This window comes from Shewanella sp. SM71, from assembly GCF_025653905.1.
Lineage (GTDB): Bacteria > Pseudomonadota > Gammaproteobacteria > Enterobacterales > Shewanellaceae > Shewanella > Shewanella oncorhynchi.
This window is the reverse complement of record NZ_JAKKRW010000005.1, coordinates 240,795-264,260: the sequence shown is the minus strand read 5'-3', so window position 1 is coordinate 264,260 and position 23,466 is coordinate 240,795. Positions and strand designations below refer to the sequence as shown.

19 protein-coding genes are annotated in these 23,466 nt (G+C 47.0%); 15 read left to right on the top strand and 4 right to left on the bottom strand.

Annotation, left to right across the window (positions count from 1 at the left end; genetic code table 11):
• Positions 1-110 precede the first annotated feature (110 nt).
• A complete protein-coding gene (locus L5L97_RS07210; RefSeq protein WP_014610473.1) occupies positions 111-989 on the top strand; it encodes a LysR family transcriptional regulator in 879 nt (292 codons plus the stop codon).
• Positions 990-1,034: 45 nt separating this feature from the next.
• On the opposite strand, the gene L5L97_RS07205 is transcribed toward L5L97_RS07210, so the two are convergent.
• Positions 1,035-2,324, bottom strand: coding sequence for an NAD(P)/FAD-dependent oxidoreductase (locus L5L97_RS07205; protein WP_263183977.1), 1,290 nt, complete (start codon positions 2,322-2,324; stop codon positions 1,035-1,037).
• Positions 2,325-2,814: 490 nt separating this feature from the next.
• On the opposite strand from L5L97_RS07205, the gene L5L97_RS07200 reads away from it, so the two are divergent.
• Positions 2,815-3,462: a class I SAM-dependent methyltransferase gene (locus L5L97_RS07200; RefSeq protein WP_263183978.1), complete on the top strand. Its 648-nt coding sequence runs from the start codon at positions 2,815-2,817 to the stop codon at positions 3,460-3,462.
• 51 nt (positions 3,463-3,513) lie between these two features.
• Here L5L97_RS07200 and L5L97_RS07195 read toward each other — a convergent pair whose 3' ends face one another.
• Positions 3,514-4,092 carry a nuclear transport factor 2 family protein gene (locus L5L97_RS07195; protein ID WP_263183979.1) on the bottom strand — a complete coding sequence of 193 codons (579 nt, stop codon included), beginning with the start codon at positions 4,090-4,092 and terminating at the stop codon, positions 3,514-3,516.
• A gap of 207 nt (positions 4,093-4,299) precedes the next feature.
• The gene (locus tag L5L97_RS07190; protein WP_263183981.1) at positions 4,300-4,428 is read right to left on the bottom strand and encodes a hypothetical protein; all 129 of its coding nucleotides are present in this window, start codon (positions 4,426-4,428) and stop codon (positions 4,300-4,302) included.
• Between the two features lie 100 nt (positions 4,429-4,528).
• Between L5L97_RS07190 and L5L97_RS07185 the strand changes: the two genes are divergently transcribed.
• Both L5L97_RS07185 and L5L97_RS07180 read left to right on the top strand, forming a co-directional pair.
• Positions 4,529-6,517 (top strand): TonB-dependent receptor domain-containing protein, encoded by a 1,989-nt coding sequence (locus L5L97_RS07185; protein WP_263183982.1) that lies wholly within the window; start codon positions 4,529-4,531, stop codon positions 6,515-6,517.
• Positions 6,518-7,052: 535 nt separating this feature from the next.
• On the top strand, positions 7,053-7,343 hold the full coding sequence (locus L5L97_RS07180; RefSeq protein WP_028759787.1) for a cytochrome c3 family protein: 291 nt from the start codon (positions 7,053-7,055) through the stop codon (positions 7,341-7,343).
• Positions 7,344-7,580: 237 nt separating this feature from the next.
• On the opposite strand, the gene L5L97_RS07175 is transcribed toward L5L97_RS07180, so the two are convergent.
• On the bottom strand, positions 7,581-9,590 hold the full coding sequence (locus L5L97_RS07175; RefSeq protein WP_263183984.1) for an ATP-dependent DNA helicase: 2,010 nt from the start codon (positions 9,588-9,590) through the stop codon (positions 7,581-7,583).
• 403 nt (positions 9,591-9,993) lie between these two features.
• On the opposite strand from L5L97_RS07175, the gene L5L97_RS07170 reads away from it, so the two are divergent.
• The 11 genes from L5L97_RS07170 (at position 9,994) to L5L97_RS07120 (ending at position 23,196) form a co-directional block, all read left to right on the top strand.
• A complete protein-coding gene (locus L5L97_RS07170; RefSeq protein ID WP_263183985.1) occupies positions 9,994-10,971 on the top strand; it encodes a transposase in 978 nt (325 codons plus the stop codon).
• A 519-nt stretch (positions 10,972-11,490) separates the two neighbouring features.
• Positions 11,491-12,504, top strand: a complete 1,014-nt coding sequence (locus L5L97_RS07165; RefSeq protein WP_263187164.1) for an IS110-like element ISShes7 family transposase — start codon at positions 11,491-11,493, stop codon at positions 12,502-12,504.
• 922 nt (positions 12,505-13,426) lie between these two features.
• Positions 13,427-14,326, top strand: coding sequence for an ATP phosphoribosyltransferase (gene hisG / locus L5L97_RS07160; RefSeq protein ID WP_263181526.1), 900 nt, complete (start codon positions 13,427-13,429; stop codon positions 14,324-14,326).
• Positions 14,327-14,329: 3 nt separating this feature from the next.
• Entirely contained in the window at positions 14,330-15,652 is a 1,323-nt protein-coding gene (gene hisD / locus L5L97_RS07155) for a histidinol dehydrogenase (protein ID WP_263181525.1), read from the top strand.
• Between the two features lie 28 nt (positions 15,653-15,680).
• Positions 15,681-16,862, top strand: a complete 1,182-nt coding sequence (gene hisC / locus L5L97_RS07150; RefSeq protein WP_131525904.1) for a histidinol-phosphate transaminase — start codon at positions 15,681-15,683, stop codon at positions 16,860-16,862.
• Positions 16,863-16,963: 101 nt separating this feature from the next.
• The gene (gene hisB / locus L5L97_RS07145; protein WP_131525901.1) at positions 16,964-18,055 is read left to right on the top strand and encodes a bifunctional histidinol-phosphatase/imidazoleglycerol-phosphate dehydratase HisB; all 1,092 of its coding nucleotides are present in this window, start codon (positions 16,964-16,966) and stop codon (positions 18,053-18,055) included.
• 31 nt (positions 18,056-18,086) lie between these two features.
• The gene (gene hisH / locus L5L97_RS07140) at positions 18,087-18,881 is read left to right on the top strand and encodes an imidazole glycerol phosphate synthase subunit HisH (protein WP_263138646.1); all 795 of its coding nucleotides are present in this window, start codon (positions 18,087-18,089) and stop codon (positions 18,879-18,881) included.
• Positions 18,882-18,951: 70 nt separating this feature from the next.
• The gene (hisA, locus tag L5L97_RS07135; RefSeq protein WP_263181524.1) at positions 18,952-19,689 is read left to right on the top strand and encodes a 1-(5-phosphoribosyl)-5-[(5-phosphoribosylamino)methylideneamino]imidazole-4-carboxamide isomerase; all 738 of its coding nucleotides are present in this window, start codon (positions 18,952-18,954) and stop codon (positions 19,687-19,689) included.
• The gene (hisF, locus tag L5L97_RS07130) at positions 19,671-20,444 is read left to right on the top strand and encodes an imidazole glycerol phosphate synthase subunit HisF (protein WP_263181523.1); all 774 of its coding nucleotides are present in this window, start codon (positions 19,671-19,673) and stop codon (positions 20,442-20,444) included. Before hisA ends, hisF begins: the two co-directional genes overlap by 19 nt.
• A gap of 127 nt (positions 20,445-20,571) precedes the next feature.
• A complete protein-coding gene (gene hisIE, locus L5L97_RS07125; protein ID WP_263181522.1) occupies positions 20,572-21,213 on the top strand; it encodes a bifunctional phosphoribosyl-AMP cyclohydrolase/phosphoribosyl-ATP diphosphatase HisIE in 642 nt (213 codons plus the stop codon).
• 795 nt (positions 21,214-22,008) lie between these two features.
• Positions 22,009-23,196, top strand: coding sequence for an aromatic amino acid transport family protein (locus L5L97_RS07120; protein ID WP_219252537.1), 1,188 nt, complete (start codon positions 22,009-22,011; stop codon positions 23,194-23,196).
• Positions 23,197-23,466 lie beyond the last annotated feature (270 nt).

Below are 23,466 nucleotides of genomic sequence, written 5' to 3'. Positions count from 1 at the left end.
GCAAACTCTTGCGCCCATTGCACTAATGCTACTGAATAGGAGGATTGTATTTGTTTCTCAGCGAGAGACAATCTAGTATTCAAGCAATTCATTTTTACTGAGTAACAACAATGTATCTCTGGGACGGCATTTCTGAATTTGTCGCAGTGGCCGAGGCCGAAAGTTTTACCCTAGCAGCGCAGCGGCTGAATATCTCCACCGCCCACGTTAGCCGCCAAGTGAGCACCTTAGAAAATCGCCTTGGCACAAAACTCTTTTACCGCACAACCCGCAAAGTGTCGTTAACCGAAGAAGGCACGATTTATTATCGTCATTGCCGCCAATTACAAACGGGGTTAGAAGAAGCCGAGCGCGCCATCTCAAACCTAAAGGACTCACCCCAAGGCTTAGTCAAGCTCACAGCGCCCGTCGCCTATGGCGAGAAATTCATCATGCCGTTACTCAATGATTTTATGGTGCAATATCCCAGCGTTGAGTTTAGCGTCGACCTAACTAATCGCACCTTAGACTTGATTGAAGGCGGTTATGATCTGGCCATTCGCCTCGGAAAACTTGCCGATTCGAGTTTGATGGCCAAACCCTTAAGCAGCCGTACCCACTATGTCGCCGCCTCACCGAGTTATGTAGAAAAATACGGTCAGCCCCATACCTTATCTGAACTTAGCCAGCACAATTGTTTGATCGGTAATCATAATTACTGGCGCTTTGTGGAAAATGGCCGCGAGCGTAATATCAAAGTCCGTGGCAATCTCAATTGTAACAGCGGTTACGCATTAAGGGATGCGGCACTAAAAGGCATAGGGATAGTTCAACTGCCTGATTATTATATTGAAGAAGATATTCAAGCCGGACGGTTACTCTCCTTCCTTGACAGTCACCGCGAAGCCAAAGAAGGCATTTGGGCACTCTATCCGCAAAACCGCCACCTGTCGGCCAAGATCCGCGTATTGGTCGATTATCTTGCCGAAAAACTCGCCGAGCAGGATTAAACACTGTTTGAGCAGATTGATTGGTAGCAGACAAAACGGCGCAAACTAGCGCCAGTTTTCCCGCAAAGTGTAATACAACATGCCTAATGCCAGCGCTTGATTGCCAAACCATTCATTTAACGGAATACGGATATGGCGCATGGCCGCAAACAAATCAAATTCACGCAATTGCCCATCCATCGCATTGGCCATGATCTCGGCCATAATGTGCGATGTCGCCACTCCGTGCCCAGAATATCCTTGGCAATAGAATACATTCGGCGACACTTTACCGAGCTGCGGGATACGGTTAATCACAATTCCAGCCATTCCGGCCCAGGAAAATTCGATATTAACGCCCTTTAATTGTGGAAACGTACGCTCAATCGCAGGCCGTAATTCCGCAGCCACATTTTTAGGATCGCGGCCGCTGTAGTTAGTCCCGCCGCCGAACATCAGCCGTTTATCCGCGGTCAGGCGATAGTAATCCAGTACAAAGCGGCAATCATACACGGCTAAATCCTGCGGATTGATTTGTAAAGCGACATCATCGGGCAGAATCGCAGTGGCGCAATTGCCTAAGGACGCCGGAAATAACATACCGCGCAGTTTTGGACGGGCGAGTTTATGGTAAGCATTACCCGCGATCAGCACACTATTGGCGCGCACTTTTCCCTTGGCAGTGACAACAGTCGCCACATCGCCTTCTTCAATATCAAGTACGGGTGAGTGTTCAAAGATTAACGCCCCAAGACCTGCTGCCGCGCGGGCTTCACCCAAGCATAGGTTGACTGAGTGCAAATGCATGTTGCGCCGATTGACTAAGCCGCCGTGATACAAGGGCGAGCCTAAATAGGCGGGCATTTCATCGGCGGATACCAGCGTCATAAATTCACCCATGCCGCGGCGCTGCGCCTCATCATGCATAGCCCTAAGCTCCTGCATGTGCTTTGGCTGGTAAGCGGTTTGGATATGACCAAACTTTAAATCACAGTTTATGCCGTACTTGGCCACCCGATTTTTAATAATATCGTGGCCGCGCCAACGCATATTCCACACATAATCCTCAGCTTCATTGCCGATTTGACGGCGCAGCTGTTTTGTCATCGCAACATCGCCGGACAAACTGCCCGTCACCTGCCCACCGTTGCGTCCGGTCGCGCCCCACGCAATTTTATTGGCCTCAATAAGTGCCACTTTATAGCCCTTCTCAGATAATTCCAACGCCGTTGCCACGCCGGTAAACCCACCACCGACAATCGCCACATCGACTCGAATGTCGCCTTCAAGCGCAGGATAATCCGACTCTTGGTTAATGGTGGCATTGTAGTAGGAGGCGCAACGCTCTGCTGGCATGGTCATTCCTTGATGTTGAAAGTTAACTGTTGAAAGTGAGTGTTAAGTCTTAGTTCTGGGCTCTCAGTTCTTCTGGACACTCAGTTTTGGAGACTCGTTTTAACACGGCATCATGCCGACGTTGTTTTATATTTTTTACAATCGTTCAGAATTTGTGAGTATATCTAAGTTGAGATCGAGGTCAACAGTGAATTGCGATAACTATTTTTGCAGGACATGACAAAGGGAGTTGAGCTGGCTGCAGGCTCCTTCTTGAAGAACCTGAAATGGAGAAGCTTGAGATGGAAGCTTCTGAAATGGCGGTACCTAAAATTAAGGCACTAAAATTAAGGTACTAAAATTAAGGCACCTAAGATTAAGTTATCTAAGATAGAAACTCCGAATGTTAAGGCGCGGCTCATTTTATCTTTTAAGCCTTATACTTTTTGCTGGTTTAAGATAGGCTTGTGCGGCGTCATCCTCTTTTTATCTCAGCAACCTAGAGTCCATTATGCCACTAATGCCAATTACCCAGCCACTTACCCAATTGCCGTTTTCCCAAGCGTGTGAAAACAACAAAGCGCCGATTTTAGCGGTATTAACACAAGCATTCTCACTCAACCAACATGTACTCGAAATCGGCAGTGGCACAGCGCAACATGCTGTGTATTTTGCAGCAAATCTTCCCCATTTAATCTGGCAAACCAGCGATCAGGCTGAATATATTGAGGTCATTACCGCAAGGTGTATGAATGAAGGCAAGCTACCCAATGCAGCGGCAAACCTACGCTTACCACTTACCCTTGATGTCACTGTGCCATGGCCAGTGGAGGGATTAACATCTGATATTGATGGCGTATTTACTGCAAACACTTTGCATATTATGAGCAAAAATATGGTTGAAGCGTTTTTTACTGGCCTTGGTCTGTATCTCCCCCAACTCAAGACCCTGTGCATTTACGGCCCCTTTAACTACCAAGGCGAATTTAGCAGTGACAGCAATCGCCAGTTTGATGCCTTTTTAAAACAGCGGGATCCCGCCAGCGGCATTCGCGATATTGAATGGATTTGCAGTTTAGCCAGCGAGCAAGGCTTAACGCTGAAGCAAGATGTGGCTATGCCCGCCAATAATCGACTACTGCATTTTGTTAGAGGCTAGCATTTTGTTAAAGACTCGTTTTTTGTTAAAAGCTAGCTTTGGTTTAGTGGTTTAGTCCGTTTTGGCCTCGGCGGTTCTGTGCCCATAGCTCAGCACTCGAGTGGCTTTCCACTGTTCGTTCTGTTTGCGCCACACAATGACAAAGTCGGCTAGACCTTCACAATTGCCGGTTTCAAAGCTGCAAAAACGATGAACGCCTTGCTCTATCGCGCCAAACTCTTTCACCGGAAACACTTTCATCGTGCCCGCAACTAACTCGCGGCGGTAATGGCCACAGGCATATTTTTCGGTATTAGCGATCATGTCCTTGCGGTTCCACGTCACGCCACCCGTATCGTGGTAAAACTCTACATCTTCAGTGAAAAACGCCGCGTGTTTATTGAGTTCAGCAGGGGCGGCGCACTTATTGAAACTGTCGAACACAGCAAAATCCACCGCTGCAATTTGGGTAGATAAAGTGTCTGTAAGTACAGCAGCGGGCTGCGCAATGTCAGCTTGTGGAGCCCCAGCCGTTTTAACTGATGCTGCTTTAGCTAATGCGGGCGCATCTGTTGCAACAGCAGGTTCGGTAGTGGCGAGTGACAAAGTTAAAACAGTGACAGTGGCTAGGCTATAAAATGCTGGATTCATATTCTCTCCGTAAATATTGGCAATACATTTTGTATGGCGACGATTCACATCACAAACATGAATGCACCACGAAACATAAAGTCACATCGCCAGCAAAGCTTATGCCAGTTAAAATATCCATATTAATCATATTGATATAGTTTCATATTACGTTATGCAGTTTTGTGCGGTGATAGTTTCTGATTATTCTCACTATTTTTTAGTGATTTATCCGACGACAGTCAGACTCAGTGCCTTATGCTCAATCCGCTCAATGCGCTCAATGCGCTCAATCAGAATGACCATGCCAGCGAGCAACACGTCGAATATACGGGCTATCACACTGTTATTAAACAATAAAAATTTACACTGCCTTTACACAAAAGAGAGACATCCAAGCTTGAAGCTATAATTAAGAATAATTATCATTCGCCAAAATTACCGAAGGAAGAATGATATGCCCCGCTTTATCCGTCGCACTCGCCAAACCTCGCATCTATCTCATGCAACACAGACACCTATGTTGAGCCAGCTATCACGCGCTATTGGTTTATGTTTGTTATTACCTGCAGCATGGGCTAGTGCTGCAAATACGCAAGATACCACTCCAGAAATGGAACGCATGGTGATCACAGCAACACAAACTAAACACTCGGAGCTTTCGGCGCCCGCTTCGGTGTCCGTGATTAACCGCAGTGAACTTGAAGCTCTCGTCATAGACGATCTTGCTAGCGCAGTCCGTTATTTACAGGGTGTGAACATCAGCGAAGGAACGCCCTATGGTCGCAATGAGATCAGCCTGCGAGGTTTGGATTCAGATTACACTTTAATCTTGATTAATGGCCGCCGCATTAACTCCCGTGAAGCATTAACCTCTGGTTATGGCAACGATTTTGACTTGTCCTCTATTCCAATGTCTGCCATTGAACGTATCGAAGTTGTGCGTGGGCCGATGTCATCCCTATACGGCTCAGAAGCTTTGGGCGGTGTGGTTAACGTCATACTGCGTCAACCAACTGAGGACTGGCAAACCAGCGTTGGCGTGCAATACGATGCACCTACCAGTGGCAAGGGTGGCGATAGCACTAAGTACAATTTCTACAGCAGTGGCGCGCTGATCAAAGATAAATTACTGGCAAACTTAATCGTCGACAGCAATAAACGCGATGCATGGCGCTCGGACTTAAAACCCACTATTGATGCGCTAGAAGACAGAGATGAAATCAGCGCCCTCGCCAATTTACAATGGCTGATTGATAACCAGCAAGATCTGCAATTTGACTTAAGTTACGCCAACGATGAACGCGAGTCTGATTGGAATAACTACGGCACGATTCTCACCAATAACCAACAAGCGGAGCGGATAAGTTCAGGTCTGACCCATAATGGCCACTGGAACTGGGGCGATACTCGCCTGCGCTATTACTATGAAAATGTTGAGGTGACTGACGACTCAGCGTTAATCGCCGAGATTGGTAATATCACCCAAACCAACCACAATCTCGACGGTCAAACCACTGTCCTACTTGGCGATCACATGTTAACCAGCGGTGCAGAATACCGTTGGACCCAGCTCGAAAATAGCCGCAATATTTTAGGTGATGGCACCTTAGACGACAGCCAATCGGCATTGTATCTACAAGATGAATTTAGCTTAGGCGAACTCAATATCACCTTAGGCGGGCGCGTCGATCACCACGATGTGTACGGCACCGAATTTAGCCCACGCTTGTATTTGGTGTATAACTTAAGCTCTGAATGGGTCATTAAAGGTGGTGGCGGCAAAGCCTTTAAAGCGCCAAATATGGCGCAATCCCAAGCCGATTATATTATCCCCGCTTGTCGTGGCGCCTGTACCGTTGCGGGAAATCCTGATCTACAACCCGAAACCTCAGTGAACTACGAGTTATCGACCCAATATCAAACCACGGATTTTGGTGGCTCGATCACCTACTTCCATAACGATGTAGAAAATAAAATTATCACCGAAACTTGGAATAGAGTCCCAGGTACAGTATTAACTTACCAAAACGTGAACGAAGCTAAGATCACTGGTTGGGAATTACAAACTTGGTACAATTTAACTCAAGATCTCAGCCTAAACGGTAATTACAGTAAAACCGATGCCGAAGATAAGCAAAATGGCGCGCCTTTTACCTTAACACCGGACGACAGCTATAACCTGAAACTGCAATGGCAGGCATTCGATGGTTTATCCACCTTTATCGCCTACCATTATACTGGCGAGCAGTATTTGCGAGCCAATGTCAAATCAGAGGGTTATGGCTCGCTCGATATAGGTGCAAATTATCAAATTAATCCTATGTTTAGACTGAAGCTTGGCGTGACTAACCTAACGGATTCTGAACGTGACCAAGTTGCCACCGACCTTGATTATATTCAAAAGAGTCGCAGTATTTATGCTGGGGTAACTGCAAGTTTCTAGGCTCTACAAGCCAGAAATTAATGTGTAATTATAGCTCTGCTACTCAACATTAAACATCATAGGCGAAGCCCGTTTTGGCTTCGCCTATTGTTTTAAGACCAAAATAAATATCACACATTCGACTAGAAAAAGTAAAATAAATATATTTTCTAAAATATAGAATTTTTAAATAAACATCAAAAATATAAATTACATGATCCAGATTTAAATCATTAGTCTTTTACATTCCGCAATATAACCTTGATCATACTTTAACGCTAAAAAATAACTCACCCGTTAACCTTTGATAACGATCAAGGTTTTGTCATATTAAAAAACTATTATACACACGCAAGACTGCTAAAGCTTGAGGTGTAAAATTCTCGATTATTAAACTTACGCACCAAGCAAAAGCGATATTATCTTTCCGTTTATATCACTAATAAAATAGCGAGAAAAATACAGTTCCAACTTCAAGTTACATATTTCATAGCTAGATATATGATTTACTCGCTTCAAAATGATGATTTAACCAACAATAAAAAAGGAAAATAACATGCTTAAAAAGATGATGCTAATGTGCGCACTGTGCTTTTCAACGAATTTAATGGCGGTATCACTTGCCGACAGTCATTCTGAAAGATCTGACTGTGAATCCTGCCATAAAGATAAAAAACCTTCAGCGGATTATGTTTTTGAAAATCAGCAATGTGTATCATGCCATGGAGAAATGAAAACTCTCGCAGGTGAAGCTCATACTAAACATGATGGCGTTTTAACATGCACCAATTGCCATATCGCTCATCAAGAAAAAGCACCAGCAGATGCTTGCAAAGAATGCCATTAATTCACTAAAAATCTAAAACCAAAGGCAGAAGAATTATTTATTTTGAATGGAACCATTAGGCAGGATGCCACTTGACCCAACCTCCAAGGGTGTTTGCCATCTATTGCTCACAGGTGGCAATTTTTACCTCCGTTTTTATATCCTTACAATATGTTTAACGGCTCAATACTTAACTCAGAATTCCATATCCGGCAAATAGGACAAGTTTAAGTATGCTAGGTAAGCCATAGACGACTCTCAGGGGATTGTTCTCAAGAACGCCAATGCCTTTTCTAGGTCACGGGTGCGCGCCATCGGTGGCAGCGAGTTTAAAAAAGCTTGACCATAGTAGCGATTCACAATGCGATTATCGCAAAGGATCAGCACACCGCGATCTTTTTCATCGCGAATAAGACGGCCAACACCTTGTTTCAGCGCAATAACCGCCTGCGGTAACGACACTTCAGTAAAAGGGTCAAGTCCCTGACGACTAACATTGTCGGCTCGGGCGCGATACAGGGGCTCATCGGGCGACACAAAAGGTAATTTGTCGATAATCACGCAGCTTAACAATTTGCCGCGCACATCCACCCCTTCCCAAAAACTACTGGTGCCGAGCAATACAGCATTGCCGAGTTGGCGAAACTTAGTCAGCAGACTCTGTTTACCCGCTTGGCCTTGTACCAGCAGCGGATACTGAGTGCGAGTTCGCAGTGCCAGCGCCGCTTGTTCGAGCATTTTATGGCTGGTAAATAAAATAAAAGTCCGTCCCTGCGCCGCATCTATCGCTTGCACGCACACATCCACCAACTGCTTTAACGCTTGCTGTTGATTGGTCACGCTCCCAAGTTGTCTCGGCACACAAAATACCGCTTGGCGGGGATAATCGAAGGGACTGTCGAGAATGCTTTGCTGCGCATCAACGATACCCATTTCTCGGGCAAAATGAACAAGACTGCGGTTAACCTGCAAAGTTGCCGAGGTAAATATCCAGCTGGTTTCGGGCACAAATAATTGTTGGCACTCACGGGCAATATTGATTGGTGAAATTCGCAGCACCACAAAGCGACTACCAAATTCGATGCTGTAGGCCGCCAGATTATTATCGCAGTTAAAAAACACACTGAGCTTGTTATTCAGCTCCGCCAACTTAATGGCGATATCATCTAACAATTCACTACGCCCAATATGGGCCATTAATAAATTCTGCAGCGCGGTTAATTCCGCTAATAAATCCCATGACGCCGCCGCGAGCGCTTTATTGCCCAGCACTAAACGCCAATCGGATTCGCCGCAGGAATATAACTGATTATGCCAATCACTTAATTTAGCGAGGCAACGCTGGCAAAATTGGGCGAGTTGCCCAGTATCACTGAGTTCAGTCTGATAAATAGCGAGTAGCTTTTGAATGAAATCATCGATAGTACGACTCGAACATTGCTGGCCAAAATAGTTAACGCAAATATCGGGTAATAAATGCGCTTCATCGAAAATCACCACATCAGGATCGGGTAATAACTCGGCAAAGCCCGTGTCTTTCAGTACGCTATCGGCGAAAAATAAATGGTGGTTAACCACAATGATTTTGGCATCCAGGGCACGGCTGCGCGCCTTGCGAGTAAAGCAGACATCGTAAAAGTCGCAGCGCTTGCCAATACAGCTTTCCTTAGTGCTGACCACAAGCGGCAGCGCCGAAGAATTCTCAGGCACTGAGGTTAAGCCGCCAATATCACCATCTTTACAGGTGCTCGCCCACTGATTGATTTTCAACAAATCATCCAACAAACGCGCATCGATATGCGTCGCCTCGCTCATTTGCTTATCGAGTCGCCACTGGCACAGATAATTATTGCGGCCCTTTAGTAGAGCCAGTTTAGGCTCAATCCCCAACATGGCGACCAGCGCGGGTAAGTCTTTAAAAAACAACTGCTCTTGCAAGTTTTTACTGCCCGTACTGACGATGACTTGCTTACCGCTCAATATCGCGGGGATCAAATACGCAAAGGTTTTACCTACCCCCGTACCCGCCTCAATCACCACATTGCCCTTCGCCGCTATCGCCTCACTCACTTCCTGTGCCATCTGCATCTGGCTTGTTCGCGCACTAAACCCTTGAATATGTTTAGACAATACTCCATCGGGCAAAAATGCGCGTTGCACTTCGGACGCGAGTCGACTCACCGCAGCGGCGCCTTTTAAGGCAGAAGGCTTAGCGGCGGTTTCTTTAGAGGAAACATGCTTTGATGTCGGTTGGCGGGAGCGAGTCAAAGGGAGAATCAATCCTTTATCAAGGTGTTAGAAACGTCAATGAAAACAGTACAGCAAATCCACACAATAAATTACTGAGCGAGTGCATAGTGATACTTTATAAGCACAAACAATGGTTAGTACCGCATGCCGCTGCCGTAAACAATAGCGTTAAACTTAACAGCTCGAAGCATTATGCTGATTTGAGATAAGACTACAAGTTAGCCGCGTAATTAACGCCAATTTAAACGTCGGTATTTGCTAGCATCCGCCAAAGCATGTGCGCTAGCTGTAGTTTTTCTAAGCCATGTAGTTTTTCTAAGCCACACATTGTTAATTATTGTGAATTTGATGGTGCTTCTTGGTGAGTCACCAATTTAGCAACTAGGCTTAGTGTCTGTTTCCCCGCACAAGGAGTGTGATGATGCCACAGCCAAGGAGAACTCAAGTCAGTTTGGAAGATACGCCTTTTTATCACTGCTGTAGTCGGGTAGTCAGACGTGCCTATTTATGTGGTGAAGACCTTTTCTCTGGTAAAAATTACGATCATAGACGCGAGTGGGTAGAGCAGCAATTACTTAAACTGGCTCAGGTTTTTGCTATTGATGTTGCAGCATATGCAGTGATGAGCAACCATCTGCACTTGGTACTCTGTGTGGATATTTACCAAGCCAATCAATGGAGTGATAGAGAAGTGCTTGAGCATTGGCATCAAGTATTTAAAGGCACAGAATTAACACAACAATTTGTCAAAGGGCACGTTGTTGAAGCCCATGACGTGGCTAACCTTAAACACCATATCGCCCTATATCGCAGTCGCTTAAGTGATATCTCTTGGTTTATGCGAGCGTTAAATGAACCTATCGCCCGTAAGGCAAATCAAGAGGATAACTGCACAGGACGCTTCTGGGAGGGCCGTTTTAAATCCCAAGCCCTACTCGATGAGGCGGCAGTACTCGCATGTATGGCCTATGTTGACCTCAACCCTATCCGCGCTCAACTAGCCACAACACCAGCAACCTCGGATTTCACCAGTATTCAACGGCGTATCCGCGCGGCACTCGCAGGCAAACAACCTCAAACATTATTGCCCTTTATCGGTAATGAGCGGGACAATATGCCTAAAGGGCTGCACTTTGATTTACAAGATTATCTGCAACTGGTCGACGATACAGGCAGAATTATTCGCGATGATAAATGCGGGAGTATCAGTTCGAGCAGTGCTAGCTTACTGAGTCGCCTTAATATTCCACCTGAGCATTGGCTTAAGCTCACTCACCATTTCGGACAGCTATTTAAAGGTCCCGTGGGTACTTTACAAGAACTCACTTGTTACTGTGAACACCTTGAAAAGCGACGAAGGCACTATCGACACAGCTGCCAGCATTTAATGGCAAGCTGACCGAAGCAGAGATAATTTAGTGCTCAAATTGATTAATCTACCGCAGTGGAGAATATGGCTCAAACTTAATCCATCCAATTTCAGCTTACTATTGGCAAATTAATAAAAAAGACCAAAAAAACCTCGAAAATGTGATTTATCAAACTCAGTAAAAATACCTTTGATAAATGCGACTTAGGTGTTGTAGGTTATGTTTCACATCATGGGTGGCTTAGAAATACTATTGGATTACTTGAAAATCGGTAAGACGTTACTAAAGAATAGCTAATCCGAAACTGACAAGTTAGAGCAAAGGAGCTATCACGCTTTTGTCCCAAAAGTGTGTTGCGTATGTCTTTTAGATCTACAGGTTACGTGAATGCACGAAAGGTGAGCCATGGTGATTAGCGAGACGACCGTCCGCCCCATGGACGGGGCGGTCGAGCATCCAAGGATGATGGGATGGACACCTCTTGTGAAGTAGGCGTCATTTACGCCATATTGAATTTGCACGTTCAATAACAACAAAAGGTGTCCAAAATGAAAGTTACACTAATAGGAATTGATCTCGCAAAAAATATCTTCCAAGTATGTGGAGTTAATCAAGCAGGCAAGAGTGTTTTTAACCGTTCGATTAAACGTGCTCAGCTCCTGACTTTTCTGCGTACTTACCCTGATGCCACTATTGCGATGGAAGCCTGCAGTGGCTCTAACTATTGGGGCAGAGAGTTACTTTCTCTCGGGCATGACGTCAAACTGATCCCGCCTCAGCATGTTAAGCCATTTGTCAAAGGCAATAAGAACGATCGCAATGATGCCTTCGCTATCTGTGAGGCAGCGCAGAGACCGAACCTGATTTTCGTCCAGCCGAGAACCTTAGCGCAGGTTGATATCATCATTACCCACAGAATTCGCGAGCGCCGGATCAGAATACGCACTGCACTAACYAATCAAATCAGAGGCTTACTAAGTGAATATGGAATAGCCCTCCCTAAAGGACGTAATCCATTGAATCTTTTGCTGCCGGAATTACTTGAGGATGCCAGTAATCAACTCACTACGATTGCACGCCAATACATGCGTGAGCTGATGGAAGAGTTGCGTGCGATCAACGTTGCAATAGGTGCGCTGGAAAAAGACATCAAACTGCAGGCAAGAACGCACCCAGATGCCAAGCGACTTATGGGTATAAGAGGCGTTGCAGAAATCATTGCCACTGCCGCGGTGTCATTTGCCGGAGATGGCTCTGGCTATCATGGTGCTCGGCATTTTTCTGCAAATTTAGGACTGGTTCCTAAAGAGTTTTCCAGTGGGGGAAAACAAAAATTGGGCGGCATAACCAAGCGAGGTAACAGCTATCTGCGGCGGCAACTGATCCAGGGAGCTTGGTCGATTATTCGCTATGCAAGTAAGAGTAATGACAGGATCTCCGTATGGGCCTTAAAGGTGATTGAGCGGCGAGGTAAACAGAAAGCGGCAGTAGCAATTGCAAACAAATTGGCGCGGATCATCTGGGCTATGCTGTTTCATCGCAGCGAATATCGGCCTATGTAAAAATCGAGTATTAAACTCACCTTAAAACACGACTACAGATAATGAAGTAACAGGTAATACCGGCCTTTGCAGATGCTGAGAGAGTACAAGGAGCATATGACTCCGAAAGGACGATAAGCAGCAAAGGCGCGGTTCTCATTAAGGCCAGAGAACAAAGATTCTCACAAACAGGTCGGATATACGTACGCAGTATTACTTTCTGTTACTCAAAAAGTGGTTGATCTATTTGAGGTGTCCATATAGGACTTGCTGCGAGTCGGTGAGTGAACACCATGGCAAGCCTGTATTAATGAATATCAGCAAATGCTCACAACTCAAGTTACGAATCCCCTGCACGACTTCCAACACATTTCCATCCACTTTCAACATCCCTCCAACAAAAATGCTCAATAACTTTATTTAACGATAACCCTCTGCCTTTCACAAAAACGCATAAATATTCTCATTTAATTCAAATTGGCTGTTGCAAAGGCTCATAAAAGCGGTTAGTTTAAATCCACTTATACGGATAGACGTCCGTAACAACGAATTCAACGCTTCACTGTATTTCGAGCAGTTAAGCCAATAAAGTTAAATACCGAGAGAGTAAAATGAGCCCACTACTGAACGCTATCCACCACCATCACCACCATATGCGGTAGCCTTCGGACGCTCACTGCCGGAGGACTATATCCTTCTGGCGGACTGATTCAAGATGATCATAAACCCCTGGAAGGAATTCCGGGGGTTTTTGTATTTAGGCGTTAATTTTGGTTTTAATTTAAATAAAAAATTTTAGATATTTAATAAATTATCAATACGTTAGCTAGAGCACTTAACTAGAGTTCTTAGCTAGAGCCCATTGAATGGCAAGGCGTATTAAACCGATTAAACAACACATTTTGAATCTTTTAATTTTGATACTTTTGAGCGAGATAACACTATGACTGAATCGAACCGTTTACGCATCGCCATCCAAAAATCTGGCCGTCTTTCTACTGACTCTCAGCAACTGCTAAAAAGCTGTGGTGTTAAATTTTCCATTAATGAACAACGTCTTATCGCTCACGCTAACAATATGCCTATCGATTTACTGCGCGTTCGTGATGACGATATCCCAGGTCTAGTGATGGACGGCGTAGTCGATATGGGGATCATAGGTGAAAACGTGCTCGAAGAAGAACAAATCGAGCGTCAAACTCTGAACAAACCCGCAGATTGTCTCAAACTGCGTCAGTTAGATTTCGGATCATGTCGCCTTTCGTTAGCCGTACCAACAGAATTCAGTTACGCCGATGCCTCCTCGTTAGAAGGATTACGCATCGCCACTTCTTATCCGAACCTTCTGCGCCGTTTTATGCAACAAAAAGGCATAACTTATCGCGACTGTATGTTAAAAGGCTCGGTTGAAGTCGCCCCGCGTGCCGGCCTTGCCGATGGGATTTGTGATCTCGTGTCAACGGGCGCCACCTTAGAGGCCAACGGTTTATACGAAACTGAAGTGATTTACCGCTCTATGGCCTGCATCATTCAATCGACCCAAACCCAAACACCGACTAAACAAGCACTCATCGACAAAATTCTGTCCCGCGTCAATGGCGTTATCCGCGCCCGTGAGAGCAAATATATCCTGCTGCACGCGCCAACCGAGACCTTAGATCAAATCGTCGCCCTGCTGCCCGGCGCGGAAAACCCAACCGTATTGCCATTAAATGATGATACTAACCGCGTTGCTATCCACGCCGTCAGTACCGAAGATTTGTTCTGGGATACTATGGAACAGCTGACCGCACTCGGTGCCAGCTCGATTCTGGTGATGCCAATCGAAAAAATGATGGGGTAATGTATGGAAATCCTAACTTGGTCAACCTTATCAACCGCCGAGCAAAAAACGGCGCTGAAACGCTCGCCTTTAATTGGTGACAGCGGCTTAGAGCAAAGCGTTCGCGCCATTATCGATGCAGTGGCAACGCGGGGTGATGCCGCCATTGCCGAATTTAATCAAAAGTTTGATGGCTTCAATAGCGCGACCAAAAATTTAAATGGACAAGGAAGTGGCGAGCTGCGCATGGGTGAAGCCGAGATTGCTGCAGCAAGCGCACGGGTATCACCAGAGCTGAAAGCGGCGATCGCCAAAGCCATGGCGAATATAGATGTGTTTCACAGCGCCCAGCAATTTCGTCCGATTGATATGGAAACCGAGGCGGGAGTACGCTGCGAGCTACGTAGCGAACCGATTGAAAAAGTGGGTTTATATATCCCCGGTGGCAGCGCGCCATTAATTTCTACCGTGATGATGCTCGCCCTGCCCGCCAAGATCGCCGGCTGCGAACAAAGAGTATTGGTCAGCCCACCGCCGATCAACGATGCCATTATCTATGCCGCCAATGCCTGCGGGATCACTGAAATTTATCAAGTGGGTGGCGCGCAGGCCATTGCGGCACTGGCCTTTGGCACAGAAACGATTCCCACGGTCGATAAGATTTTTGGCCCAGGTAATCGCTACGTGACTGAAGCTAAACGCTTAGTGTCACAGGATGGCCGCTGCACTGTGTGTATCGATATGCCGGCTGGTCCTTCTGAGGTGTTGGTGATTGCCGATAGCGACGCCAATTGCGAATTTATCGCCGCCGATTTGCTTTCACAAGCTGAGCACGGCCCTGATTCACAAGTGATTTTAGTAACGGATTCGCAAGCTATCGCCGATGGCGTGAATGACGCACTGACAAGACAGCTCGCTGCACTGCCGCGTTGTGATATCGCGGCAACGGCGCTCCTCAGCAGTCGCACTTTTGTTGTTGACGATATGCAACAAGCCGCGCAGGTTTCTAATCAATATGGGCCTGAGCACTTGATCATCCAAACGCGCTTTCCCCGTGAGGTATTGAAAAATATTCGCGCCGCGGGGTCGATATTTTTAGGCGCTTATACACCTGAATCTGTTGGCGATTATGCCAGTGGCACCAACCACGTGCTGCCGACTTACGGTTACAGCCGCGCCGTGTCGAGCCTGTCATTAGCCGACTTTAGCCGCCGCTTTACCGTGCAGGAACTCAGTGCTAAGGGCTTAATCGGATTGGGGCAAGCGGTCATGACGTTAGCCAGTAACGAATTGCTCGATGCGCACAAAAATGCCGTCGCAGTACGTTTAGCTAGCCTAGAGAAATGATCCGCTTAATGAGATGTGAGTGAAGAAAATGAGCCAAGTGAGCAGCATGGAAAAGACAGCAGAACCCGTAGCATTAGCATCGACGTTAGCACCGGCGCCGCTAACGTTAGCTGAGCGCCTAGCGCGCCCTGAATTACTGGATTTAACGCCCTACCAGAGTGCCCGCAGACTGGGCGGCCGTGGTGATATTTGGATCAATGCCAACGAATCGCCGTTCAATAATGTCGATACGGCAGCGCTCGATTTATCAAAATTGAATCGTTACCCAGAATGCCAACCGCCGCAACTTATCAGTGCCTACAGCGAATACAGCGGCGTAAGCGCCAGCAAGATAGTTGCCAGCCGCGGCGCCGATGAAGCGATTGAACTGTTAATTCGCGCCTTTTGTATACCAGGCGTCGACAGCATTGCCTGCTTTGGCCCGACGTACGGCATGTATGCCATCAGCGCGAACACCTTTAATGTGGGCGTTAAAGCGTTAAATCTCAGTGCAGAATATGGCTTACCGACAAGCTATGCCGAGGACGTTCGCGGCGCAAAACTGGTGTTTATCTGCAATCCCAATAATCCAACCGGGACTGTGATCGACAAAGCCATTATCGAGCAAGCAATCAAAGCCCTGCCCGATGCGCTTGTGGTGATCGATGAGGCCTATATTGAGTTTTGCCCCGAATACAGTGTGGCGGATTTGCTGGAAAGCTATCCGAATCTGGTGGTACTGCGCACCCTGTCAAAAGCCTTTGCTCTCGCCGGCGCACGCTGTGGTTTTATGCTGGCAAACGAGGCAGTGGTCGAAATCATTATGCGCGTGATTGCCCCCTATCCAGTGCCGCTGCCCGTGAGTGAAGTCGCCACCCAGGCGCTATCAAACGCAGGCGTTGCGCGGATGAAAGTGCAAGTTGCTGAATTAAATGAGCAAGGCGCCAGACTCACCGCGGCGATCAGCGCTTATTGTTCAAAATCGAATAGTTCAGATTCGCGCGCCCGCGTGCTTAAGCCTAACGGCAATTATGTGCTGGCTGAATTTGATGATGTCGCCAAGGTCGCGGCGTTACTACAAGGCAGCGGCGTTGTCGCCCGCGCCTACAAAGACCCAAGGCTTGCCAAGGCTATCCGCTTTAGCTTTAGTTCAAAGGCGGATACCGATGTGTTAGTGAATTTATTTGAATCGCAACACACTGAGCAGTCACCAGAAACGAATAATAAGTAACTGAACATAAAAACTAATAAAACCAATAAAAAGCGAATGCCGCGCTGAAGGTAAAATCAGCTTAAGCATTAGCTAAACGAATTGAATTTGAAGGTAGAGCCATGAACCCACAATTTGTCCCGAACGTTGCACAAAAAATTCTGTTTATCGACCGCGATGGCACCTTGATTGAAGAGCCCATCACCGACAAACAGGTCGATAGTCTAGCGAAATTAGTGTTCGAGCCACAGGTGATCCCCGCTTTGCTACGTCTGCAAAAGGCAGGGTTTCGCTTAGTCATGGTCAGCAATCAAGACGGCCTTGGCACACCGTCTTTCCCGCAGGTAGATTTCGACGCTCCCCACAATATGATGATGCAAATCCTCAAAAGCCAAGGGGTTAACTTTGAAGATGTGGTGATTTGCCCGCACTTTAACGATGAAAATTGCAGCTGCCGTAAACCTAAGCTTGGGCTAGTAAAAGACTATCTCACCCAAGGCTGTATCGATTTCACCCAGTCAGCGGTGATTGGCGATCGCGAAACCGATGTGGAGCTGGGCAATGCCATGGGCATTAAAAGCCTGAAATATCAACGCGACACTTTAGGTTGGAACGCCATCGCCGATGCGCTGCTGAGTAAAGGCCGCACCGCCACTGTTGTGCGTACCACCAAAGAAACCGATATTCGCGTAACTGTTGATCTCGACAGTTCAGTCAAAGGCAAAATCGACACTGGCATTGGCTTTTTCGACCACATGCTCGATCAAATTGCCACCCACGGTAATTTTAAAATGGATGTGAAAGTCGATGGCGATCTAGAAATCGACGATCACCACAGCATCGAAGACACTGCACTGGCTATAGGTGATGCCCTGCGCCAAGCGCTCGGCGACAAACGCGGTATTGCCCGTTTCGGCTTTAGTCTGCCGATGGACGAAGCCAAGGGTGAATGTCTGCTGGATATCTCTGGCCGCCCTTTTATCAAGTTCTCGGCCGATTTTGAGCGTGAGCATGTGGGCGAAATGGCCACAGAAATGGTGCCACACTTCTTCCGCTCCTTTGCCGATGGCCTGCGCTGTACGCTGCATGTGTCAACCGAAGGCGATAACGATCACCATAAGGTTGAAGCCCTGTTTAAAGTGCTCGGCCGCGCGCTACGCCAAGCGGTTAAAGTCGAAGGCGATATTCTGCCATCGAGCAAAGGCGTGCTTTAAGGCATCAGCATAAATCGTTTAAGAGGTTAGGATGCAACAAGACACTCTATTAATAGCTGGCCAGCAATTAACAGCAAATGCATCACTAGATGCTGAAACCGTCATCATAGACACGGGCTGTGCCAATTTAAACTCAGTACGTTTCGCCTTCGAGCGTTTAGGCGCTAAGGTATTGGTCACAGACGATAAAGCCAAAATCAAAGCGGCAAAACGTGTGGTACTGCCGGGTGTGGGCACAGCGGGAGCCGCCATGGCGTCCTTACATGAAAAAGGTTTAGTCGAACTCATTCAAGGCCTGACTCAACCTGTGCTGGGCGTGTGCCTTGGCATGCAAATGCTCGCGGCGATTTCTAAGGAGCGCGGCGGCAAAGGTCAAGACTGCAAATGCTTAGGCATAATCCCAACCGACATTTGCGAGCTGGATACCCAGTTACTCAAAGCTGAAGGCTTACCTTTACCGCACATGGGCTGGAACCAACTTAAGCTAACGACAAACTCACAAGGAGCCAAAACCCCTAGCGTTCACCCGCTATTTGCGGGCATTGAAGATGGCAGTTATGTGTATTTCGTCCACAGTTACCGCGCGCCGTTGAGTGAATTTACATTAGCCCAATGTACCTATGGTGAAGGCTTTAGCGCCGCCATCGGCAAAGGCAACTTTATGGGCGTGCAGTTCCACCCCGAAAAAAGTGCTGCCGTGGGCGCGCAAATTCTGCGTAACTTTTTGCTGATGGACGAGTTACAGATGAACAAAGCTCTGGTGAACAAAGCGCTGCGAAGCAACTCTGCTGATGGCCAAGCGGGTGTAAATAAGGCTGACCAATGAATAAATTACTCATCAAAAAACCAGTTATTAATAAATCACTTATAAACAAATCAATCAAGGATCTGAGCTTATGATTATTCCTGCAATTGATTTAATTGATGGCAATGTCGTCCGCCTCTATCAAGGTGATTACGGCCAGCAGACCACCTTTGATTTAAGTCCTTTGGCGCAGTTGCAATCCTACGAGGCACAAGGGGCGAAATGGTTGCATATCGTTGATTTAACGGGCGCGAAAGATCCCGCTAAACGCCAAACTCGCCTTATCAGTGAACTCGTGGCGGGACTAAACGCTAACATTCAAGTGGGCGGCGGTATTCGTACTGAAGAACAAGTCACTGAATTATTAGCTATCGGTGTAAAACGAGTGGTAATTGGCTCACTTGCGGTGAAAGAACCTGAGTTAGTTAAACAATGGTTTATCAAGTACGGCAGCGAGGCAATTTGCCTCGCTCTTGATGTGAATATCAACCAGAGCGGTGAGAAAATTGTCGCCGTATCCGGTTGGCAAAGTGGCGGCGGTAAGAGTTTAGAATCCCTTGTAGAAACCTTTAGCGCTGTCGGCTTAAAGCACGCGCTAGTGACTGACATTAGCCGTGACGGCACCTTAACGGGCGCAAATACCGCGCTTTATCAAGAAATTGCTGCAAGTTATCCCGATATCGATTGGCAAGCCTCCGGCGGTATTGCGACCCTTGATGATGTTGCCGCCGTGCGTGATAGCGGTGCTGCGGGCATCATTATAGGCAAAGCCTTGCTTATCAATCAGTTTAACGTGGTGGAGGCAATCCAATGCTGGCCAAACGACTAGTCCCCTGTTTAGATGTGAAAGACGGTAAAGTAGTGAAAGGCGTACAGTTTCGTAACCACGAAATTGTCGGTGATATCGTGCCCTTAGCCGCGCGTTATGCCGAAGAAGGCGCCGATGAGCTGGTGTTTTATGACATTACCGCCAGCGCCCACGAACGTGTGGTCGATAAATCTTGGGTGAGCCGCGTGGCGGAGCAGATTGATATTCCCTTCTGCGTGGCAGGTGGCATTAAAACCATTAGCCAAGCCCGTGAATTATTAGCCTTTGGGGCGGATAAGATTTCGATTAACTCGCCCGCCTTAACCGATCCGAGTTTGATCTCACGCCTGCAGGACGAGTTCGGCCGCCAGTGTATCGTGATTGGCATCGACTCCTTTTTCGATGACACCAGCAACAGCTATAAGGTAAAGCAATTTACTGGCGATGAAGCGGCGACTAAGGATACGGCGTGGTTCACCCAAGACTGGGTTGAAGAAGTGCAAAAAAGAGGTTGTGGTGAAATAGTGCTCAATGTGATGAACCAAGACGGCGTGCGCGGCGGCTATGATATCAAGCAGTTAAGTCTTGTTCGCGCCATCTGCGACGTGCCTTTAATTGCCTCGGGCGGCGCTGGGACTATGGCACATTTCCGCGATGTATTTATTGAAGCCAAGGTCGATGCGGCGCTGGCAGCGAGCGTATTCCACAAGGCGATTATCAACATTGGTGAGTTAAAAGCCTATTTAGCGGCCGAAGGCATTGCGATTAGGCGCTAGCTATTGCAATTAGACGCTCGCGGTCAATCGTTTATAGCGAGCTAATGCGCCTGCCGCTACAGTAAGAGCATGAGCAAGCAACCCGAATATGCCGCTAAAAAGCATCAATAAATTAAGAGTGAATACTATGTCAACGCAAACAAACACTAAGTCAGATTTTAGCGAGCTGGATTGGGACAAACAGGATGGACTTATTCCTGCCGTGATCCAAAATCACTTATCGGGCAAGGTATTAATGCTCGGTTATATGGATAAGGCCGCGCTGGAAAAAACCTTAAGCACAGGTGATGTGACCTTTTTCAGCCGCTCAAAACAGCGCTTGTGGACTAAGGGTGAAACCTCGGGCAATACCTTAAAGTTGGTGGCCATCGATAAAGACTGCGATAACGACAGCCTGTTAGTGCAAGTGATCCCCAACGGCCCAACCTGCCACAAAGGCACCGAAAGTTGCTGGTTAGATGACAATGCGCATCCATTTTTGAACAACCTCGCCAGCTTAATCACCTCGCGCAAAGGGCAAAGTGCCGATTCCAGCTATACAGCGTCTTTGTTTGCGCGCGGCACGAAACGTATCGCCCAAAAGGTCGGGGAAGAAGGTCTTGAAACCGCCCTTGCCGCTGCGACCCACGATAAAGAAGAGCTGGTTAACGAAGCCTCAGATCTTATCTATCACTTGCTGGTATTGCTTGAAGATCAAAACTTAAGCCTCAGTGACATCACAGCAAACTTGCTGGCAAGACATGAAAAGGCGCTGCAGAACAAAGCATAATCTGCTTACTGATTCTGATTTCACACTAGTCACTGACATCTAGAAATGCCGCACACTTGAGCCAAGTCTGCGGCATTTTTTATTGCGCGATTCCCTCAAGTGCCATTGCCGCAATGTGAACAATGAATATCTTGCGCCTTAATCCTGTGACAAAAAATAATCAAAATACTGTTGTAATGGTTGACAAGTACATTTCAGTTCCCTATGGTTACCTCCGTTGCCGTTAGGTTATTAAGGCAAAGCATCAAAACACTTATCCGTTTTTACTCAACACACGCTAAGGCAAGTTTTATGTGTTTCACACCCTTTTATTATCCCTATCTGTAGCCGCAATGGATATACCCAAGCTACCTGAAGATACGAGTTTCAGAGCGCCTAGGGGGCTTCAATTCAAGGCGCATCAATGACAGAATGTCGACCACCTTTTGAATTGATGCAACACGGGAGTGGAGTACCCTAGACGCTCCGTCCCGGCGGGTTTTAACGCACTTTATGCGGTGTTGGTTATTTTTAACTTAGCCCGCTAGGTCTGCAAATAACCGCCTTGCCTAAAGTGCGTTAAACTCCCGCTGAATCCTGCATCTTCAGGTTGTTTGGGTATAAAATAGGCACCTTGCCTGACCTTCCATTGTGGCCATATCCTTTCGGATCCGCTGAGCGCCACTGTCTCATTTGCTTAAATTATTTTGTGCTTGAATCATTTCATTATTGAATCGCATCAAAATACTTTAAGGCAGTTGCTTTAGGATCAAGTCTTTATCTCTTTTTCTTGCAACACGCTTTTGAGATCATGTTATGACACAGAATAAAATTTTCGGCAGTTTACTGCTTATCGCAGGCACCACAATCGGCGCGGGTATGCTGGCTTTACCTATCGCTTCGGCGGGACTCGGTTTTGGCACGTCATCCGCCATTATGCTCATCCTATGGGCGCTGATGGCCTACACGGCACTGCTTATGGTGGAAATCCATCAATTCGCCCCCAGCGATGCCAGCCTTAATCACTTAGCGCAGCGCTTATTAGGTCGTAAGGGCCAGTTGATCGCCAATAGCGCCCTGATGTTTTTACTGTACGCCCTCTGCGCCGCCTACATTGCTGGCGGCGGCGAGCAAGTGAACCAAAAACTGAGCACTTGGCTAGGACTAAATTTGCCACCGCAGGCGGGTGCCATCCTATTCACCCTGCTGGTTGGCGCCATTGTGGGCATGGGAACCCACTGTGTGGATCTCATCAATCGCGGTTTATTTGCCCTTAAGCTATTAGCATTATTGCTTATGTTGGCCTTGTTACTGCCGCAGGTTGAAAGCCCACATTTACTCGAGCTTCCACTTAACCAAGGGCTGATTATCACGGCTATCCCGGTAATATTTACCTCCTTTGGTTTCCACGGTTCGATTCCCTCAGTGGTGCGCTACTTGGGCGTTGAGGTCAAAGCCCTGCGCAGGATCATGTTGTTTGGCTCGGCTTTGCCATTAGTGATTTACCTTTTGTGGCAACTGGGCAGTCAAGGCGTATTGAGCCAAAGTCAATTGCTCGAAAACCAGAGTTTATCGAGTTTTATCAATCAACTGGCGAGCGTACTACACAGCGAATACTTAAGTAGTGCTATTAGTCTATTTGCCGATCTCGCCCTTGCGACCTCGTTTTTAGGGGTGAGTTTAGGTTTGTTCGATTTTATGGCCTCAAGCTTAAGGCAAGAAGATAATGCAACAGGTCGAAGCTTAACCGCGGCTATCACCTTTTTACCGCCCTTAGGTTTTGCCCTCTTCTACCCTCAAGGTTTTATCACAGCGCTGGGTTACGCGGCGATTGCGCTGGTGATCCTCGCCATCTTTTTACCTGTGGCCATGGTGTGGACACAACGCCAGATGCGAGACGCTGCCAATATGCCGACAGGTTACCGAGTTGCGGGCGGCAAGTTAGCCTTAATGCTCGCCACACTTTGCGGAATTGTGGTGATCGCCGCCCAGATATTTAGCTAGCCGCAATTAACTCACCAAGAGTGAGTGAACTAAAAGTTAGCTAGCCCGAATAACAGATTAAGTACAAGAGCCTGTAAAACCTCAACTATTGACATCAGGCTCTTGTCTATTCAATGATCCTTTCACATTAGTCAGCTAAGCCCTTGAGTGTTAAACTGCCTCAAGTGCTCGTGCGCGATATAAGAGCTCCGATGCGATAACTCCGGAGCAACAGCCCCGAATCAAACGCTCCGAAGTAACCGAACAAAGTAAAAGTGCCAATGAAATATA

Coding starts and splice junctions, on each gene's coding strand:
- hisF (WP_263181523.1), top strand. CDS start 19,671: ATGCTGGCCAAACGACTAGTCCCCTGTTTAGATGTGAAAGACGGTAAA.
- L5L97_RS07170 (WP_263183985.1), top strand. CDS start 9,994: ATGCCACAGCCAAGGAGAACTCAAGTCAGTTTGGAAGATACGCCTTTT.
- L5L97_RS07120 (WP_219252537.1), top strand. CDS start 22,009: ATGACACAGAATAAAATTTTCGGCAGTTTACTGCTTATCGCAGGCACC.
- hisB (WP_131525901.1), top strand. CDS start 16,964: ATGAACCCACAATTTGTCCCGAACGTTGCACAAAAAATTCTGTTTATC.
- L5L97_RS07180 (WP_028759787.1), top strand. CDS start 7,053: ATGCTTAAAAAGATGATGCTAATGTGCGCACTGTGCTTTTCAACGAAT.
- hisH (WP_263138646.1), top strand. CDS start 18,087: ATGCAACAAGACACTCTATTAATAGCTGGCCAGCAATTAACAGCAAAT.
- hisC (WP_131525904.1), top strand. CDS start 15,681: ATGAGCCAAGTGAGCAGCATGGAAAAGACAGCAGAACCCGTAGCATTA.
- L5L97_RS07195 (WP_263183979.1), bottom strand. CDS start 4,092: ATGAATCCAGCATTTTATAGCCTAGCCACTGTCACTGTTTTAACTTTG.
- L5L97_RS07200 (WP_263183978.1), top strand. CDS start 2,815: ATGCCACTAATGCCAATTACCCAGCCACTTACCCAATTGCCGTTTTCC.
- L5L97_RS07185 (WP_263183982.1), top strand. CDS start 4,529: ATGCCCCGCTTTATCCGTCGCACTCGCCAAACCTCGCATCTATCTCAT.
- hisD (WP_263181525.1), top strand. CDS start 14,330: ATGGAAATCCTAACTTGGTCAACCTTATCAACCGCCGAGCAAAAAACG.
- hisA (WP_263181524.1), top strand. CDS start 18,952: ATGATTATTCCTGCAATTGATTTAATTGATGGCAATGTCGTCCGCCTC.
- hisG (WP_263181526.1), top strand. CDS start 13,427: ATGACTGAATCGAACCGTTTACGCATCGCCATCCAAAAATCTGGCCGT.
- L5L97_RS07210 (WP_014610473.1), top strand. CDS start 111: ATGTATCTCTGGGACGGCATTTCTGAATTTGTCGCAGTGGCCGAGGCC.
- hisIE (WP_263181522.1), top strand. CDS start 20,572: ATGTCAACGCAAACAAACACTAAGTCAGATTTTAGCGAGCTGGATTGG.
- L5L97_RS07205 (WP_263183977.1), bottom strand. CDS start 2,324: ATGCCAGCAGAGCGTTGCGCCTCCTACTACAATGCCACCATTAACCAA.